This is a genomic window from Sphaerimonospora mesophila (assembly GCF_001417795.1).
GTDB lineage: Bacteria > Actinomycetota > Actinomycetes > Streptosporangiales > Streptosporangiaceae > Sphaerimonospora > Sphaerimonospora mesophila.
In genome coordinates this window covers 315,811-333,676 of record NZ_BCBX01000034.1, presented here as the reverse complement: position 1 = coordinate 333,676, position 17,866 = coordinate 315,811, and the positions used below count along the sequence as shown (strand labels likewise).

15 protein-coding genes are annotated in these 17,866 nt (G+C 68.8%); 1 reads left to right on the top strand and 14 read right to left on the bottom strand.

The genetic code is table 11. From position 1 onward, the window contains the following. Positions 1 to 11 precede the first annotated feature (11 nt). Complete coding sequence (locus tag AP234_RS13525) at positions 12 to 1,262, bottom strand: hypothetical protein (protein ID WP_235558155.1); 1,251 nt, start codon at positions 1,260 to 1,262, stop codon at positions 12 to 14. A 536-nt stretch (positions 1,263 to 1,798) separates the two neighbouring features. On the opposite strand from AP234_RS13525, the gene AP234_RS13520 reads away from it, so the two are divergent. Further along, a complete protein-coding gene (locus tag AP234_RS13520; RefSeq protein WP_055479962.1) occupies positions 1,799 to 4,102 on the top strand; it encodes a BTAD domain-containing putative transcriptional regulator in 2,304 nt (767 codons plus the stop codon). A 235-nt stretch (positions 4,103 to 4,337) separates the two neighbouring features. On the opposite strand, the gene AP234_RS13515 is transcribed toward AP234_RS13520, so the two are convergent. From AP234_RS13515 to AP234_RS13455, 13 genes are all read right to left on the bottom strand, one after another. Beyond that, positions 4,338 to 4,982 carry a maleylpyruvate isomerase family mycothiol-dependent enzyme gene (locus AP234_RS13515; RefSeq protein WP_055479961.1) on the bottom strand — a complete coding sequence of 215 codons (645 nt, stop codon included), beginning with the start codon at positions 4,980 to 4,982 and terminating at the stop codon, positions 4,338 to 4,340. Between the two features lie 22 nt (positions 4,983 to 5,004). Then, complete coding sequence (locus tag AP234_RS13510; protein ID WP_055479960.1) at positions 5,005 to 5,604, bottom strand: TetR family transcriptional regulator; 600 nt, start codon at positions 5,602 to 5,604, stop codon at positions 5,005 to 5,007. A 403-nt stretch (positions 5,605 to 6,007) separates the two neighbouring features. Next, on the bottom strand, positions 6,008 to 7,240 hold the full coding sequence (locus AP234_RS13505; RefSeq protein ID WP_055479959.1) for an MFS transporter: 1,233 nt from the start codon (positions 7,238 to 7,240) through the stop codon (positions 6,008 to 6,010). 137 nt (positions 7,241 to 7,377) lie between these two features. Next, positions 7,378 to 8,553 (bottom strand): epoxide hydrolase family protein, encoded by a 1,176-nt coding sequence (locus AP234_RS13500; protein ID WP_055479958.1) that lies wholly within the window; start codon positions 8,551 to 8,553, stop codon positions 7,378 to 7,380. Positions 8,554 to 8,861: 308 nt separating this feature from the next. Beyond that, a complete protein-coding gene (locus AP234_RS13495) occupies positions 8,862 to 9,638 on the bottom strand; it encodes an IclR family transcriptional regulator domain-containing protein (protein ID WP_055479957.1) in 777 nt (258 codons plus the stop codon). 142 nt (positions 9,639 to 9,780) lie between these two features. Then, positions 9,781 to 10,923 carry an ABC transporter substrate-binding protein gene (locus AP234_RS13490; protein ID WP_055479956.1) on the bottom strand — a complete coding sequence of 381 codons (1,143 nt, stop codon included), beginning with the start codon at positions 10,921 to 10,923 and terminating at the stop codon, positions 9,781 to 9,783. An 86-nt stretch (positions 10,924 to 11,009) separates the two neighbouring features. Further along, positions 11,010 to 11,861 (bottom strand): ABC transporter permease, encoded by an 852-nt coding sequence (locus AP234_RS13485; protein ID WP_055479955.1) that lies wholly within the window; start codon positions 11,859 to 11,861, stop codon positions 11,010 to 11,012. A gap of 3 nt (positions 11,862 to 11,864) precedes the next feature. Then, on the bottom strand, positions 11,865 to 12,656 hold the full coding sequence (locus AP234_RS13480) for an ABC transporter ATP-binding protein (protein ID WP_162842201.1): 792 nt from the start codon (positions 12,654 to 12,656) through the stop codon (positions 11,865 to 11,867). 84 nt (positions 12,657 to 12,740) lie between these two features. Further along, positions 12,741 to 13,841 carry a Gfo/Idh/MocA family protein gene (locus tag AP234_RS13475; RefSeq protein ID WP_055479954.1) on the bottom strand — a complete coding sequence of 367 codons (1,101 nt, stop codon included), beginning with the start codon at positions 13,839 to 13,841 and terminating at the stop codon, positions 12,741 to 12,743. A gap of 34 nt (positions 13,842 to 13,875) precedes the next feature. Then, positions 13,876 to 14,637 carry an N-acyl homoserine lactonase family protein gene (locus tag AP234_RS13470; protein WP_055479953.1) on the bottom strand — a complete coding sequence of 254 codons (762 nt, stop codon included), beginning with the start codon at positions 14,635 to 14,637 and terminating at the stop codon, positions 13,876 to 13,878. Between the two features lie 9 nt (positions 14,638 to 14,646). Beyond that, the gene (locus tag AP234_RS13465; RefSeq protein ID WP_063842890.1) at positions 14,647 to 15,942 is read right to left on the bottom strand and encodes an acetyl-CoA hydrolase/transferase C-terminal domain-containing protein; all 1,296 of its coding nucleotides are present in this window, start codon (positions 15,940 to 15,942) and stop codon (positions 14,647 to 14,649) included. Next, positions 15,939 to 17,054 carry an NAD(P)-dependent oxidoreductase gene (locus tag AP234_RS13460; RefSeq protein ID WP_055479952.1) on the bottom strand — a complete coding sequence of 372 codons (1,116 nt, stop codon included), beginning with the start codon at positions 17,052 to 17,054 and terminating at the stop codon, positions 15,939 to 15,941. The genes AP234_RS13465 and AP234_RS13460 overlap by 4 nt, the downstream gene beginning before the upstream one ends. After that, positions 17,051 to 17,848 carry an enoyl-CoA hydratase-related protein gene (locus AP234_RS13455; protein ID WP_055479951.1) on the bottom strand — a complete coding sequence of 266 codons (798 nt, stop codon included), beginning with the start codon at positions 17,846 to 17,848 and terminating at the stop codon, positions 17,051 to 17,053. The genes AP234_RS13460 and AP234_RS13455 overlap by 4 nt, the downstream gene beginning before the upstream one ends. Between the last annotated feature and the right edge of the window lie 18 nt (positions 17,849 to 17,866).

The following is a 17,866-nucleotide window of genomic DNA, read 5'->3' as shown; positions in this document are numbered from 1 at the left end:
GGTGCTCCCTTTCAGGCGATGACATGGTCGAGCCGCCGGGCCCGGCCGCGGTACCGCTCGCGGGCCGCCACCCACGCGAGGACGACGAGTTGCCCGAGGATGAAGCCGGAGAAGACGAGCGAGTCCAGCAGCTCCGGCCAGGACGCGCCGTGTCCGGTGAAGCGGCCGAGGACTCCGGCGAACATGCGGTGGACGATCGGGACGATCGCCACGGCGAACGTGGTGAGGCTCACTGTGTAGCCCGCCACGATCAGCCAGGAGTACCAGCGTGCGACGCGCCGGTCCACGGGGTGCCAGTCCGACTCGTCCATGAGCCGGCGCCGGCGGCCGAGCAGCCGGTTCACCCGGTTGCGCAGCATGCGCATGGCCGTCGTGTGCAGATCGACGCAGCCGAGTGCGGTGGAGACGAGGACGTACAGGTCGGTGCGCAGGTACAGGGAGAACTGCCACAGGATGCGGAGCATGACGGCGAAGGCGAACGCCAGGCAGAACCGGCCCCCGGGCGAGGGCGCGCCTCCCGCGCCCCGGGTGAGGTCGGCCGCGATCGTGAGGACGGCCATCACGACCACGTCGGCCAGCATCCCGGCCACGATCGGCAGGTACCGCTTCCGGCGCGGCACGGCGACCAGGCCGTCCAGCGACGTCTCCAGCACCACGAAGTAGAGCCTGCGGGAGATCCGCAGGCGGGAGCGCAGACCGAGCCGCCGTCCGGCGAGCGCGTGGAAGCCCTCGTGCAGCAGCAGCTGAGGGATGGCCGCGACGAACAGCGCCGCCTGGATCACCGAGTAGTAGTCGGTGAAGAAGACGTTGCGGTAGCTCGGCACGAGATCGGGCCGGCGCGCCATCGCGATCAGCGCCCACGTGACGAGCAGGCCGTAGCAGATCCACGCGGGAACCGAGAAGAGCGCGGCGCCGAGCCGCCTCCAGCGTGGGGGGACGTCCGCCGGACCGTCCGCCGGACCGCCCGGAAGGTCCGACTCGCGGACGAAGCCGAGCTCGCCGAGCGAGGCGACCAGATCATCGATGTCGAGACTCTCCCGGTAGCGGGTCTCGTACCAGACCGCCACCTCACGCGGCGGCGTCCCCTGCTCCAGCCGGCGCAGCACCTCGGCTCCGTCGGGGGGGAAGATGCCGTAGGAGTCGATGTCCGGCCTGCCCACCGTCACCTCGTCGCCCTCCTCGAGGTAGACGAGCGGGTGCAGCGGAAGCGGACGGTCGAGATCGATCACGGGCCCGTCGTCCACGGCCTCTGCTTCGGTCACGGGCGGCCCTCCTGGTTCGGGATAAGGGCGGCGGGATGCGGGCGGTGGTGAACGGAGCGCCGAGCGCGGGCATGCCGTACCCGGCGCACCGCCCGGAACCCGCGTCAGTTCGCGTTCTTGTAAATCGAGCACGCCGCGGCGGTCAGGCGGACCGGGCCGGTCTTACGAATCTTGATCTTCTTCATCTCGCACCTCCTCCCGCTGTCGCAAGGGCTGCCTCCAACCATGACCGCCGGGGCTGGAGCGGCATCGGCACCGTGCTGGAACCGGCCGGGCCGGCGGCGCGGGTGCGTCCAGTCGACCGTCAGTGGAGTGTCAGCACGTACGGATGACCACGGCGGCCGCCCATCACGCCCACCTGGTGACCAGCGCGTGTCACTCACGGTCACACCTGAATGCTCACCGAGGAGACGGCGATCGGGCATGGCGAAAGGCAGAGGAGTTGGCCGTTATTGGACACACGACGACCTCGATTGATATTCGGCCGAATCATATGATGAATTCCCGACATCGCCGCAGATCTTCGCCGGAGAGAAATGACCGAGATACGGTTCAGCCTCCTGGGTTCATTACGGGTATGGCGCGGGGAGACCGAAATCACGCTCAACTCCGAAAAGCAAAGGGCCGTGCTCGCACTGCTGCTACTCAAGGCGGGGACACCCGTACGCCGCAAGGAGATCATCGATGCCGTCTGGGGCGATGGCGCGCCCGATTCCGCGGTCAATCTGGTGCAGACCTACGTGGGACGGCTGCGCCGACGCCTCGATCCGGCTCATGTCGCCCACTCCCGTCGCTCCTGGCTCACCGGGCTGGGCTCGGCCTACGTGATCCGGCTCGACCGGTGCGACACCGACCTCGTGCACTTCCGGGCGATGGCGGCCGAGGCCGGGAAGGCCGTCTCGCCCCGGGAGTCCCTGGGGTTGTCGCTGCGGGCGCTCCAGATGTGGCAGGGGCCCTGCCTGTCCGACCTGGACCATGTGCTCAAGGGACACCCCTGGGTACGCGCGATCGACCAGGAACGGGTCGACGTCCTGTTGCGCTGCGTGAAGATCGGCCTCGACCTCGGCCTGCCGAACGAGGTCCTCCCCCAGTTGCGTGCCGTCGCCTCGGGCGAGCCGCTGAACGAGGTCGTGCACTCCTGGCTCGTGCTCGCCCTCGCAGCGGCCGGAGCGCAGGCCGAGGCACTGGCGGAGTACGAGTCGATCCGCGCGAGGCTCGCCGACGAGCTCGGCATCGATCCCGGTCCGCAACTGCGTGAGGCGCACCTGCGTGTGCTGCGGCAGGACGCGGGGCCGTCCTCTCTTTTCGGGCCGCCGTCCACGGCGAGCCCGCCCAGGCCGTGCCTCCTGCCGGCCGACATCGCCGACTTCACCGGCCGGGAGAAGCTGGTGGAACGGATCGGGGACGCGCTGACCGGCCGTACGTCCGGACCCGTCGCGGTGGCACTCGTCACCGGGCCGGGCGGGGTGGGCAAGACGTCGGCGGCCGTGCGGGTCGCCCACCGGCTGAGTGACGCCTTCCCCGACGGCCAGCTCTACGCCGACCTGTCGGGCACCGGCGGGCGGCCCGCCGACCCCGTCCGGGTGCTCGGGCGGTTCCTCCGCTCCCTCGGCGTCCACGGCACTGCGCTCCCCCAGGAGCTGGAGGAGCGCGTGGATCTGTACCGCAGCCAGCTCGCCGGCCGCCGGATCCTCGTGGTGCTCGACGACGTCGGCGACCACGCGCAGGTCAGGCCCCTCCTGCCCGGCACGTCCACCTGCTCGGTGCTGGTGACCAGCCGGTCGCGGCTGGCCGACTGGCCGGGGGCCTCGTCGTTCGATCTCGGCACGCTGCGGCCGGAGGAGTCGCACGACATGCTGGCGGCGATCCTCGGGCGTGGGCGCGTCGAAGCGGAACGCGACAGCGCCGCCGAACTCGTCCGGCTGTGCGGTGGCCTGCCGCTGGCGCTGCGCGTCGCCGGGACACGCCTCGCCGCCCGCCCGCACTGGACGCTGGGCCGCCTCGCCGCGCGCCTGTCGGCAGGCGGGCTGGAGGAGCTCGCCCTGGGGGACCTGGACGTCAGGGGCAGCGTCGCGGCCGGCTACCACCGGATCGGCGAGGCGGCGCAGCGCGCCTTCCGGGTGCTCGGACTCCTGGAGCTCCCCTCGTTTCCGGCCTGGGCGATCGCGATGATGCTGGAGACGACGCCGGAGTCGGCGGAGGAGCTCGCCGACACGCTCGCCGACGCCCGGCTGCTGGAGGTGACGACGCCGGACGGCACCGGGCGGACCCGTTACCGGTTCCACGATCTGGTCCGCCGCTTCGCGCGTGAGCAGGCCGCCGCGCACGAGAGCGACGCCGCCGTCCGCATCATGATCACGCGTACTCTCGCCGCCCTGCTCTCCCTGGCCCAGGAGGCCGACGATCATCTGCCGTCGCGCCTGTACCCCGCGGTCCGCGGCAGGGCGCCGCGCTGGCCGCCTCCGGGCGAGGTCCGCGCGAGGGCGGCCGCCGACCCGCTCGGGTGGTTCGCCGACGAACGGGACGCTCTGGTCGCGGCCGTGCTGCAGGCGTCCGCCCTCGGCCTGGCCGAGCTGGCCTGGGAGCTGGCCGCCTCGCTCCTGAACGTCGCGGCCGTACGGTCGCACTGGGCCGACGTCGAACGCACCCATCGGGCCGCCCTGACGGCCTGCCACCGAGCCGGAGATCTGCTCGGCGAGACCGTGATGCTGCATGGGCTCGCCGAGGCGCATCAGGCCGGCGGACGCCGCGGCGAAAGCCTCGGCTCACCGGCCGCCGAGCTCGGGCTCCCGGCCACGGCGGACGGTGTGCTCCTCCGGAGGACCGGCCTTTCTCCGTGAATTTCCGGAAGCCGGCATGACGGATGGTTATTACCTATGGTAAATATCGGTCGACAAAGAGTGGACGCGGGTGGAAATCGGCGGGCCGCACCGCACGGATGTGCAATCACCCGCCATCGCGAGAACGTGGTCTTCAACCCGGCCCGGCGTCGATCGAAAACCCGTATAATCCCCCCGGTAATCCGCGCCCGGAATGGCCCGAAGTCCCCCGGCCGCGGCCATGGCAGTGGCCCTGCTACGGCAGTGGCGCGAGGCGTGCCCGCAGGGCGGCCGCGCCGGCGCCGTCGAGCAGGGCCATGGCGGCCGGTCGGCCGGTGAGCAGGAGCAACAGCGCACTGATCGGCCCCGTCACCTCTTCGCCCTCGCCGGCGCTCCAGCGGACGTCGTTCGCGACCAGCCGGAACCCGGCCAGTCTCCGGCGCGCGTGGAACATCCGGTCCCGGCTCCACAGCCGGTCGGCGGCGGCCAGCGCGGCGACCGGCGGCGTGTCGATCCGGCGGTCCAAGGGCAGGGCGATGTCCTGCGCGTGCACGAGGTAGTCGATGGCGGTCTCCCGGAATGTGACGCTCGGGAGGGGCCGCCACACACCGATCCGGCCACGGATCTCGGCGATGATCTGCTCGGTCGGCCGGCTCGCGTGCCGGCACGCCATGGCTCGGATCCCCGCGTTCATGCCGCCCGATCTGACCGCGTCCAGCATGGCCCCCGGCAGCGCCGACCAGCTCATGTTCTGCAGGGCGACGTGGGCGGCGACGTCTCGCACCGTCCAGCCCTCGCAGAGCGACGGGCGCCGCCACTCCGCCTCTGACAGATCCTCCAGCAGGTCGACCAGGCCGCGCCGCTGCACGTCGATCGCCTTCCACACGTCCTCGCGGTCCATGCTCCCCTCCTTCTGCGTGAGATCACGCGGGTTCGGCTCCGCCGCCGGCCACCGGTGAAGCCGTCCGATGGCCGATCAATGACTCGATCAGCGCGGTGATCTTTTCAGCCGGATCGAAGCCGGGGGCCGGGACGGCCAGCTGGTGCAGCACCAATCCGCTGATGTAGTTGCCGACCACGTGCACGTCGCGCCCCGGGTCGCGCGAACCGGCGAGCCGCAGCCAGTTCGCGAACCAGGCGTTGACCCGGCTCCCGGTGGCGGCCAGCTGCGCCCGGAGGGCGGGTTCGTGCGCGGCCTCGACGAGGATGGCGTAGCGGGCCAGCGTCAGCGTCCGGTTCCGGCCCGCTGAGTCGCGCGCGAACTCGGCCAGGACGCGGCCCAGCTCGGCGGGGGTGGCGGGGAACGTCCGGGCCGCCATGTCGTCGAAGTCCGCCCGCTCGCGCGCGGAGAACCGCTCCACCACGGCATTGAAGAGGGCGTCGCGGGTGGAGAAGTAGTTGGCCGTGGAACCCGCTGCCACCCCCGCCGCGGCATCGACGGCCCGATGCGTGACCGCCCGCACCCCGCCTTCGCCCAGGAGGCAGATCGCGGCATCCAGGAGACGTTCACGCCGGTTCGACATGGATGGACACTACTACGGTTGTTCAAAACACAACAGTAGTTGTTTCGCTAGAATGCTCGGCGGCGACATGGAACGGAGCCCCTCACCTGTGTCGTCGGATGGGTGGGATCGGTGCTGCGGGAAACTTCGCGGTCTGGCGGGCGACAAGCTGATCTCGGTCGATCAGGTGTTGTGATCGCCGACGCGATCAGCGAAGAGTGGGCGCGGCGGAAATCGGCGTCCCGTACCGCACGGGCATGTAATCGTCCCGCTGTGCGAGAACGGACCTGACCCGACCGCGATGGAAAACCTGAATAATCTCCTGGCATATCGATGCCCGGAATGGCGCCGACCTCCAGGCGAATCCGCCTCGGACAGATCCCCCAGCAGGTTCACCGGGCTGCGCCGCTGCGCGCCGATCGCCTTAGCGCACATCCTCGCGGTCTGTGCTCTCCTCCTGCTGCGTCAGATCACGCGGGTTCGGCTCCGCCCTCTCCGGGGTGCGGACGACGAATGCCGCGATCGCAACCGCCAGTGGCAGTAAGGCAGTGATGAGAAGAACAGGTTGATATGACTCCGCGAGCTCCCGACCCAGCGCGAGCATCAATGGGCCGAAGGCGGAGACCCCCACGGTAATGCCGTGCACGGTGCCGCGGATCGCGCCGAGATGTACTGTTCCGAAATGTCGCGCGAAGACGGCCGCTTCAATGGCGCGTATCCCGTTGGCAGCGGCGCCTATCGCGAGACTGTAGACCACCACGGTGGGGCCGCGTGAGAGCCAACCGGCTCCGATGATCCCCAACACGACGAAGATCATGGTCAAGGCGAGCAGGACGCGTGCGGACAAGCGATCGGCGAGCCAGCCCGCGACAAGGGTGGTCAGCAGTCCGGCGATGGTCTGCGGTAGGAATGTCGCGGCTGCCTCGCTCTGGGTCAGGCCCCGTTCGCCAAGCACCGATACCTGGTGGAAGTGGAGGGCGGCGGCGACCAGGGCCACGATCGCCACACCACCGGTGACGACCCAGAACATGCCGGTACGCAGCGTCCGCCGCAGGGTCCAGTCTTCGAACTCTGCGGGCCGCCGAGCCGGCGGTACCCCGACCGCCGTACCCTTGGCCGGTCGGCGGGGCAGGAGGAGCAGCACTGCCGGAACGACCAGCGTGACCACCGAGACCCCTTCGATGATCCACACGGTTCGCCATCCCCACGCCGAGACCAGTCGCTCTACGAGCACGGGTGCCAGCGAGATGCCCGCCGCGCCGAAGGCCGAGCTGATCCCGATCCCGAGACCGCGGCGTTCGTGGAGGTAGGCGGCGACGATGGTGGTGGCCGCGAGTTGCAGCGCTCCCTGACCACTCACACGGATACCTACGAACGCGACCGTCAGCCCGACGATATCGGTGGCGACACTCGATGCGATGAGGATCACTCCGAAACAAAGCGCGATGGCACCGGTGGCCCGGCGGAGCCCGTAGCGGTCGATCGTCCGGCCGAGGAAGGGCACGAGCATCGCGCAACCAAGCGTTCCCACCAAGTATGCGGTGGAGACCGCCGAGCGGGAGACGCCGAGGGAGGCGATGAGCGGGTCGACGAACACGGACATGGTGGTGGTCTGTGCCGGCGCGGTCATCATGAAGGCGATCGAAGACGCTGTCACCACCTTTGGTAGGTCTGCGCTTTCCGCTCGATGGGGGGAGACGCGGGGAAGCGAAGGACCAACTTCTGGAAGCACCGTGAACCGTCCTCCGTCGGTCTACTCGACGCATCAGTAGAGAATCGGCGCAAAACTTGGCATCAGCGGAAACGATGGAAGAACTTCCTGATGTCCTCGACGAGCAGCAGCGGCTGTTCCATCGCCGCAAAATGTCCTCCCCTGTCGAATTCCGACCAGTGCACGATGTTGTTGTCACGTTCCGCGGTGGACCTGATGGGCTGGGCGATGTCATGCGCGAACACCGCGACGCCGGTGGGCGTCTCCGACGGAGCCGGTGGACCCCAACTCCCGGAGCGGGAGAATTCGTAGTACAGCCGGGCCGAGGAACCGGCGGTGCCAGTGAGCCAGTAGAGCATCACATTGGTCAGCATCCGATCACGATCGACGGCGTCTTCCGGTGCGTGCTCCGAGTCGGTCCACTCCTTGAACTTTTCGACGATCCAGGCCAGTTGGCCGACCGGAGAGTCCGTCAGCGCGTATGCCAGGGTCTGTGGCCTCGTCGCCTGAATCTTCATGTAACCGGACAGCTCCGCGTGGAAGCGATGCCGGCGGGCCAGCCTGGCACGGTCCTCGTCATCGAGTCGGGCCATCTCGGCCGGATGGTCCGGTGCCGCGGCGACCATCATGTTCACGTGCACCCCCACGACATGCTCACGATCCTGAGCGCCGAGTTCCCAGGAGATCCTCGCCCCCCAGTCCCCGCCCTGCGCCCCGTAGTTCCGATAGCCGAGCCGTTCCATCAAGACCGCCCATGCAGCGGCGATCCTCCGGACATCCCATCCCGTCTCGCGGGTGGGCCCGGACAGCCCGAAACCGGGGATGGACGGCACCACGACGTGGAAGGCGTCAGCGGCGGCGGCGCCATGTGCGCGTGGATCCGTCAGCGGGCCGAGGACGTCCAGCATCTCCACCACCGACCCCGGCCAGCCATGCGTGATGATCAGCGGTAGCGCGTCCGGCTCCGGGGAGCGTACGTGGATGAAGTGCACGTTCGCTCCATCAATCGCGGTGGTGAACTGTGGCAACTCGTTGAGCCGTGACTCGTGTTCCCGCCAGTCGTAGACCGTCCGCCAATACTCGACAAGTTCGCGCAGATAGCCGAGCGGTGTGCCGTAGTCCCAGCCGACACCGGGAAGCTCGTCGGGCCAACGAGTCCCGGCGAGCCGGTTTCGCAGATCATTCAGGGCGGCCTCCGGAACCTCGATCTTGAACGGGCGAATCTCGCTATCGCCACAGTTCGGGTGCATTACGCTCATTTCGTTATCCATTTCGAGTCAGGAGAGATGATTTGGACCGGTCAGGGCTCGTCGGGTGGGGAATGACCCGAATCGGTGCAGCAGCACCATGAGCCTGCGGGCGCGCGTCGGCCGGTGTGCGATGTGGGAAGTCGTCGCTGCGGGGAGCCGAGGGCTCCCGGTCCTGAGGGGTCACTTCTCATACGGCATAACGAAGGGCAGCGGAACCCATCACACCGGACGGGTGATGCCGTCCTGGTGGCCCCTCACCGGTTGGTCGTCACCGGTGATCGGTCTTCAGCGGCACGGCCGGCGGGCCGGGCCTCCTCTCAGGGGATCATCTGGCCGATGGCACTCGCCGCGCGGCGCAGCGTCGACGCCAGCGGCGAAGTGTGGTCCATCTGATCTCCGAGGTCGACTCCGGAGACGCTGATGGCCGCGACCGGTGCCTGCCGCCGGGACAGGATGACCGCCGCGATCGCCTCGACTCCGGGCACCGCCTCGCCTCTCGACAGGCCGATCCCCCCGGCGAGCCGCACGCTTTCCAGGATCGGGGCCAGTTCCTCGCTCAACTCGGCGCCGACGACCTCCGCGAGCTTGTCCGGTTCGTAGTACGCGAGCATGCTCCGCCCGGTCGCCGTGCTGTGGATCGGAAAGGTGTCGCCCACGGCGAGCACAAGGTCGAGCGGGGTACGAGGGGTCCAGATCCGTTCGATGACCGCGGAGACGTCGCCGACAGCGATGGACAGGGTCGCCGTCCAGGGCTTGTCGGCGATCTCGCCGGACTGCATTTCGACCATGTACGGCAGCGCCAGCCGTCGGACGAGCAGGTCGTCGTGGTATCGATTCGCGAGGAGAACCGAGGCGGGTCCGATCCGGAACAGGCCGCGTTCCTCGATCACCATGTCCTGCTGGAGCAGCGACCGCAGCAGCCGGTGGACCACGGTGCGGTCCAGACCGCTGCTGCGGGCGAGGTCCTGAACCGACATGGGGGAGCTGGTGTCACGCAACAGGTTCAGCACGTCGAAGGCCCGAGTCACCGACTGCACCACCGACCGCCGGGACGCCTGATCTTCGGCATTCGCCTGAGCCCTGCTTGTCGCCACTTGCCCCTCCTCAACTCATCACACTCTAAAATAGTGCTTAGAGCGTGCGTAATGCGCATTTTCTGTGCGCTCAACCGATCAGTTGTCGCGACGCTCCGGCTTGGCATCTGTCGGCCGCCGCGTCTTCCCGCGCCTTCGCGGTTCACACTCGGGCAGGTGGCCGCCAGCCCAAGGCCGACAGCGCGGCATCGACGAACCGCATGTCGACCACGTCGTCGAAGGGGAAATCCCCTGCGTCGGCATCCGCGACGAGACCGTGGTCGAACCAGGCGGCGAGCGAGTCCCGGGTGACATGGGGTGAGCCCCACGAGCTCTGAAGCAGCTTCCAGGCATAGTTCCAGATCGGCTCTTCGAGCTGGCTGAACCTCGTCTTGCGAAGCAGCGCCCCGGCCTCGTCGGGGTCGTCCAGGAGCGCACGCATCCCCCGGACCTCGGCCCGCATGACGGCCTCGTAAAGGTCCGGGTTCGCGGCCACATCCTGCTCGCGGGCCTGCAAGGTCATGCCCTGCAGGCGATCAGCGCCGCTGATCTCTCCCTCCTGGTTGATCAGAAGAGGAACCGCGTCCAGTTCGAGCACCGCCTTCTCCGCGACCGGGGGAACCCCGACGAAGCCGTCGATCTGGTCGTTGGCCAGCGCCGCCAGCGAGTTGCCTGCGGTCTGCAACGGTACGATCTTCGCATCCTTGACGGGGTCGAGGCCGGCCTGTTTCAGGGCGATCCTGGTGAAACCGTCAGTCTGGCTGCCCGGCGCCGTGATGCCGTACCGGCCGCCCTTGACCTTGCCGATGGCCGTCTTGCGGTCGTCGAGCGGGCTCTCGGCGGTCACCCCGATGCGATCCGCGAACTTCTTACTGACGACGAACATCGACGGCATGCTGTTGGTGTGTGCCAGCAACACCTTCAGCCGTTGCCCCTTGCTCACCGCGGAGAGCAGTTCACCAGGCGCGGACAGGTTGGCGTCTCCCGCTCCGGACAGCAGCCCGGTCAGCGCCGCGGGACCTCCGCCGAGGAGGACCCGCTCCACCGCGAGTCCCTCCTCCTTGTAGAAACCCTTGTCCTCGGCCAGATAGGTGATCGACCACAGGACAAGAGGATCCTTGGACGCGTGGATCAGCTTGACGGTGCGGGGCTTGCCCCCGCCGCCTGCCGAGGTGGTTCGGTCGTCACCGGCACAGGCCGACAACGCCGGTACGGCGGCCGCCGCGGCGCCGGCCACGCCGGCCCAGCGGAGAAACTCGCGGCGGGAGGCCATGGCCATGGGGAACTTCGAGTTCGGGGACGTCATGGTGGATCGTTCCTTCCTGTGATGACGGGGAATTTCGGTGACCGCCCCCTGATGGCCATCCCCGGAGCTGAATTCGATCGTCGGGATCAAGCGCTGTGCAAGCGCCAGCGGAGAGCGCGCCGCTCCAACTGGCTCACGCCCCAGGTGAGGGCGAGGCCGAGTACGGTCGTGACCAGCAGGCTGGCGAACGACCCGGCGGTGTCGTACTGGTTGGCGGTGACCGCGATCAGATATCCGAGGCCCTCGTTCGAGGTGAACATCTCGGCGATCACCGCGCCGATGAGCGCGAACGGAATGGACATCCGCAGCCCGGCGAACACCCATACCAGCGCGGAGGGAATGAACACCCGCCGGACCACATCGAGCCGGGAGGCCCCCATGACCCTGATCACGTCGATCAGATCGCGGTCGACATCGCGGGCACCGGCGAACGTGTTCAAGAAGACTGGAAAGAACACCAGGGTCGCCGCGAAAAGGAGCTTCGTTTCGAACCCGATGCCGAACCACAGGATGAACAGCGGGATCAGGGCGACCCGGGGGATCGAGTTCAGCGCGACGAGGTAGGGATCGAGGATGCGCGCGATGAGCGGACTGATCCCGAAGGCCAGGCCGACCAGGATGCCCGCACCCGCTCCGGCCGCGAAACCGGCGGCCGTTTCGAGCAGCGTCACCCATACCGCCGGCAGCAACTGCCCCTCGACCGCGAACCGCAGCAGCGCCGACCAGATCGCGCTCGGGCTGCTGATCCAGAAGCTGGAGATCACCCTGTCGCTGACCAACTCCCAGACCACCAGGCCCAGAACCGCCAGCGCTGAACGGGAGACGGCCACGATGACCGTCTGCCGACGCCGCGCCCTGACGCTGGGGTCGACCAGGAAGACCTCGTCGACCGGGGACCGTGAGCCGACGCCTGCCTGGTTCACTGCCGTGTCGGTCATCGCTCAGACCTCCTGTCCCTGGCGGATGTCCTCGCGCAGCGCGGACCACAGTCGTTCGAAGTAGTCGCCGAAGCCGGCGGCGAAGCGGATGCCGAAGACATCGCGCGGCCGGGGAAGGTCGATGTGCTCGATGGCCCGGATGCGGCCCGGCCGGGACGACATCACGATCACCCGATCGGCGATCGAGATGGCCTCGGTGAGGTCGTGGGTGACGAACACGAGCGTCTTGCCGGTCCCCTCCCACATCTGCAGCAGTTCCGCCTGGAGGACGAGCTTGAGCTGGGCGTCGAGCGCGCCGAACGGCTCATCCATGAGCAGAACGTCCGGTTCGTAGACGAGCGACCGGGCGAGCTGGGCCCGCTTGCGCATGCCGCCGGACAGCTCACTCGGGTAATGCTTCTCGAATCCACCGAGACCGACCATTTCGATGTAGCGGGCGACGCGCTCGCGACGATCGTCCCTCGATGATCGCGCGCGCTCGCCGAGTCCCAGCGGAAGCGCGACGTTGTCCTCGACGGTACGCCACGGCAGCAGGTTGTCCTTCTGTGTGACGTAGCTGACCTGGGTGTTGACGCAGGTGAGTGGCCGGCCTCGGTAGATCACCTCGCCTGTGCCGGGCTCCATGAGCCCGGCGCTGAGGTTGAGCAGCGTCGACTTCCCGCAGCCGCTCGGGCCGACGATGGCGAGCAGTTCGCCCTCCTCCACCTCGGCCGTTACGTGAGCCAGGGCATGAATCCGCTGCTCACCTTTGAAGAAAACCTTGGACAGGTCCCGATATTCCAAGATCGGGGTCATACGCACCATCCGCGTTTTTGATTCGGTACGTCAGGTCGGGATTTTCTGTCCCGGTATGTGCGCATTGCGCTTAACATGTGCGCTCTAGTATGAGTATCGACTCACGGCACTGTCAACGGCCTGGGCGGCGATATCGGCCAAGAATTTGTGCAGGTTGACGGCGGACCGAAAATCGGGCAGAGGCACGTCCGCGTGTCCGGTACGGATGGCTGCGGCCATCGCCGCATAGGCCGAGGCGACGTTGTGTCCGGGATGCCCTGCGGGCAGCGGCGAGCCGTAGGACAGCTCCGGGCTCGGCTCCACCGTCTCGGCCGTCCGGGACCCGAACGGCGTCAGGCTGAGCGTCAGTCCGCCGAACTGGGGCTGGCCGGTTCCCGCGAGGCGCAACAGGCCCTCCGTGCCGAGGATCTCCAGTTCGAATGATTCGTTGGGACCTGTCTGGGAGAATTGGGCGACCGCGACGACTCCGTCGTAATCGAGCACTGCGACGAGGTTGTCCGGCGCGTCCCTGGGCAGCCTCTCTCCCGTGTCCGTCACGAACTCCGGAACGGCCGACCACAGACGGGCGGCGCCGACCCGGGAGGGCCCCAGCACCATGCCCAGCATGTCGAGGGTGTGACCTCCCTGGATGCTCAGCACGTTCGCGGCCACGCCGCGATGACGTAGGTGCGCTCGGTGCGCCGGTCGTGGCATCAACCCATGGGGCAGGAACAACCGCAGGTTGGCCGTCAGCGGCCTGCCTATACGGCCCGCCGCCAGCAGCCGCGCGGCCGTGCGCACCTGGGGCGAGAAGCGCCCCTGCAGGCCGGCCAGGTGTACCCGGTCGGGTCTGCCGTCCGACAGCACCCTGAGTCGTTCGGCCTCCGCCACGTCGACCGCGAGCGGCCACTCGCAGTACACGTGCTTGCCTGCGGCGATCGCCGCCTCGACGATCGCCGCGTGCCGGGGCACGCGAACGGTCACGGCCACGATGTCCACGGTGTCGTCGTCCAGAACCGCGTCCAGTTCGTGGGTCGCGTCGACCCCCCACCGCTGCGCGGCGGCGGCAGCGGATGCCGGGTTCGAGGTCACCAGGCGGCGCAGACAAAGATCGCCGAAGGCCGCGATGGCGGGAAGGTGTGCCGTGCCGCTCCAGTGGTCGGCGCCGGCGCCGACCACCGCGACGCCCAACGCGGATGCGTTCATGGAAACTCCCAAGGATCAGGTGCAGTGGATGGCATCAGGTGTAGAAGGCGGGACCGTGCCGCAGCGCCGACTGCTGGTCGAGGTCGTGCTGCACCCACAGGGTCGCGTTCTCCTCGGCGAGCACGCGATCGGCCAGTTCGAGGCTGCGTACGGTCTCCTGCGGATCGCTGTTGAACGTCGGCACGACGCGTCGTGTCCAGTTCTCCATGCTGTGGACCAGATCGCCGGAGACGAGCACGGAACCGGTGTCCGGCAGCCGTACCAACAGTGACTGGCTCCCCGGCGTGTGGCCCGGTAGGCGCTTGATCACCACGGTGCCGTCGCCGAAGACGTCATGGTCACCGTGGAGTGGAGCCACCGGCCGCTCGCGCAGCACAGCGTAGGTCTGCGGATCGAATCCATGATCGCCAGGCGAGGCGCCGAAGGCGGCCGCGTATTCATCCCCCTGTACAAGTAATGTCGCGCCGCGGAACAGTTCCACGTTGCCGACGTGGTCGGGATGGAAATGCGACAGCGCGAGGAAGTCGATCTCGTGCGGTGGATGTCCGAGGGCGGTCAGCCGATCCGCCAGCGGCTCGGTCACATGGAAGACCGCCACGCCGGGGATCGTGTGCCCCTCCGCCACTCCGGCCAGCCTGTCGGGGAGCCCCGTGTCCCACATGAGGGTTCCCCGGGGATGGACGATGAGATAGCAGGAGTCGGAGATCCATCGCCGGACTCCCGGCCCCGCGTCCGGCTGGAATCGCGCCCAGTCCAGGATCTCGATCCGCCCACCGTCGAGTACGTACAGCTTCATCGTCTGCTCCTATCTGTATCCGGCGATCTGGTCGCGTGCCTGACGGTCCAGCGCCTCCCGATCCTCCGGGTGTGCGATCGCGATCATCCGGCGTACTCGCTCCGCGATCGCCCTGCCGCGCAGCTCGGCCACCCCGTATTCGGTCACGATCACATCCGCCTCGGCGCGTGCCGTGGTGACGACGCCGGAGGCGATGCGCGGCACGATCCGCGGCCGGCCGGACGACAGGGTGCGCGAGGGTAGCGCGATGACCGACCTGCCGCCGTCCGAGGCGAGTGCGCCCCGGACGAAGTCCACCTGCCCCCCGACCGTGCCGACATAGGATGAGCCCGCGACCTCAGCGGCCACTTGCCCGGTCAGGTCCACCTCCAGGGCAGAGTTGATCGCGGTGAAGCGCGGCAACCGGGCCAGGATCTCCTGACTGTGGGTGTAGGTCACCGGTTCCACCCGCAGCCGGTCGTTGCCGTGCGCGAAGTCGAAGAGCCGGCGGGTGCCGACCAGCCCGCCGGTCACGCTCACACCCCGGTCCACCGGCTTGGCGGCGTTGGTGACCGCGCCGGAGCGGATGAGGTCCACCACGGCGTCCCCGACGACACCGCTGTGCAGACCGAGGCCGCGTCTGCCGGCCAGCAGCTCGGCGACCGCGTTCGGTACGGCGCCGATGCCGATCTGGACTGTCGCGCCATCGGCGACCAGGTCCACGACATGCGCGGCGATGACCTCGTCGAGCGCCGACGGCGCCCGTGACGCCACTTCCACCAGTGGCCGGGACGTACGGACCGCGATGTCGACGCGGCCAACGTCCACCTGATGACGGGAGTGAGTCCACGGCGCCTGGTCGTTGATCTCGGCGACCACCGTCCGGGCGGAGCGGATCGCCGTTCCGACGTAGCCGCTTGCCGGGCCGAAGCTGAGGGCGCCCTGCTCGTTCTCACTGAACTGCGCGATCACCACGTCCACCCCGAGCACGCCCGAGGCGATCAGTCGTGGCAGTTCTGACAGGTGGCAGGGCAGTATGTCGGCCACACCGGCGGCGCACAGCACCCGGTTGGAGCCGACCCCGCCGAGTGTCCGGAAGGAGATCACGTCGGCGTGCTCGGGCCGTACCGTGTCGGCATAGCCCGCGCCGCCGTACAGAACGGAGAACGCGCCGATGTCGCGCCGCTGGGCGAGCAGCCGTTCCATCAGGGGCAGCGGTTCGCCCACTCCCTGCGTCCAGAGCACGGTGTCACCCGGCCGTACGATCCGGGTGAAGTCGAGGTCGGCGAGCGCGACAGTCCGCGGCGCGAGGTTTCGGGCCGTCATCCCGCGCCCACCACGCGTCCGTGCGGCGGTGCCTCGCCGGCGAGTGCGTGCCGGATGTTGTCGAATATCAGAGCGACCTCGTCGAGGACGTCCAACCTGGAACCTCCGGCGATGTGCGGAGTCAGTACGACGTTGTCCAGGGCGCAGAACCTGTCCCCGGCTGGACGCGGTTCTACGAGGTGGACGTCGAGGCCCGCCCCGCCGAGGCGGCCCTCGACCAGGGCGTCGTAGAGGGCGTCCTCGTCGACCAGCCGGCCACGGCTCGTGTTGACGAGCAGCGCGCCCGGTCGCATCGCGGCGAGCTCCACCCGGCCGAGCAGCGGTGCACGAGCGGTCGTGCCCGGGGCGTGCAGGCTCACCACGTCCGCTTCGGTGAGCAGTGTGGCCAGCGGGCGGTGCTCGACGCCCAGCTCGGCCTCCCGGCCGGGCGGCAGGCGGACCACGTTGGCGTAGAGCACCCGCATCCCGAACGCCCGGGCCCGCTCGGCGACGAGTTCGCCCACCTCGCCGAGCCCGACGATGCCGAGCGTCCGTCCGGCGAGACCGCCGAGGCCGGTGAGGCCGACCCAGTTGTAGGCGACGGCCCCGGCCGTTCCTAGACCGCCTACGCCGACGCGCACCATTCGGTCGGCCAGCGGCAGACGCTTGGCGAGGGCGAGCATCAGCAGAATGGCGTGCTCCGCGGTGCGCATCAGACTCGGCCGGGCCAGGCAGGACACCTCGACGCCGTGCTCGCGTGCGGCGTCGAGATCGATTCCGTCGCGGCGCCGTCCGAGCCGCTGCACGAGCCGCAGCCGGGGACTCGACGCCAACAGCCCGCGGGTCACCTCGCCGCGACGCAGCACGAGCACCGTCGCCTCCGTGGGAACGGACTCGGCATCCACGCCGTCTGCGGGCTCCAGGCCGGTACGCGTGCGCCGCAGCGCGTCCGGATCCACCACGTCGGGCGCGAAGAACGCGGACACCGCCGCCCAGTCGGCGTCGGTACGTGCGGTGAGCAACCGGCGGATCATGTGGAGGACATGATCGTCATCGAGGAACGCGACGCGCGCCACCTCTTCGCCCCCGCGATCGCCCCGGAAGCCGGGGTGGGACACCGAGAGAGCGGTCATGCCATGACCCTGCGGAAGTCCGGCTTACGCTTGGCACGCAGCGCGTCGCCGCCCTCCTTCGACTCCTCGGTGCCGAAGTACAGGGCGAGCGCCTGGAAGCCGAGCAGCCCGGCCCCCCGGATGTTCTCGGTGTCGGCGTTGAACGACCGCTTGGCGATCGCGAGGGCGGTCGGGCTGAGGTCGTTGATCTCCCGGCACCACCGGTCGACCTCGTCGTCCAGCTGGTCGTCCGGGACGACCTGGTTGATCAGGCCCATCGCCAGCGCCTCCTGCGCCGAGTACTTCCGGCACAGGAACCAGATCTCACGGGCCTTCTTCTCCCCGACGATCCTGGCGAGCAGCGCGGTGCCGAAGCCTGGGTCGACCGAGCCCATCTTTGGGCCGGCCTGCCCGAACATCGCGTTCTCGCTCACGATCGCCAGGTCGCACAGGGTCACGATGACATTGCCGCTGCCGATCGCGTACCCACGCACCTTCGCGATCACCGGCTTGGGCACGTCGCGGATGGCGGTCTGCATCTCCTCTACCGGAATGCCCAAGGTCCCTCGCCCGTGGCCCACCCGGTCGGATTTCTTCTCCGACGAGTCGCCGCCCACGGCGAACGCGCGACCACCGGCGCCGGTGAGCACGATGGCGCCGATGTCCCGGTTCCATCCGGCGCGCAGCACCGCGTCGGTGACCTCCATGTAGGTGTGGCCGCGGAAGGCGTTGAGCTTTTCGGGACGATTGAAAGTGATCGTCGCGACGTGGTCTTTCTCTTCGTAGGTGATGTCCGTGTAGGCGTGCTCGGTCATCGAGTTCTCCCTGGTTCG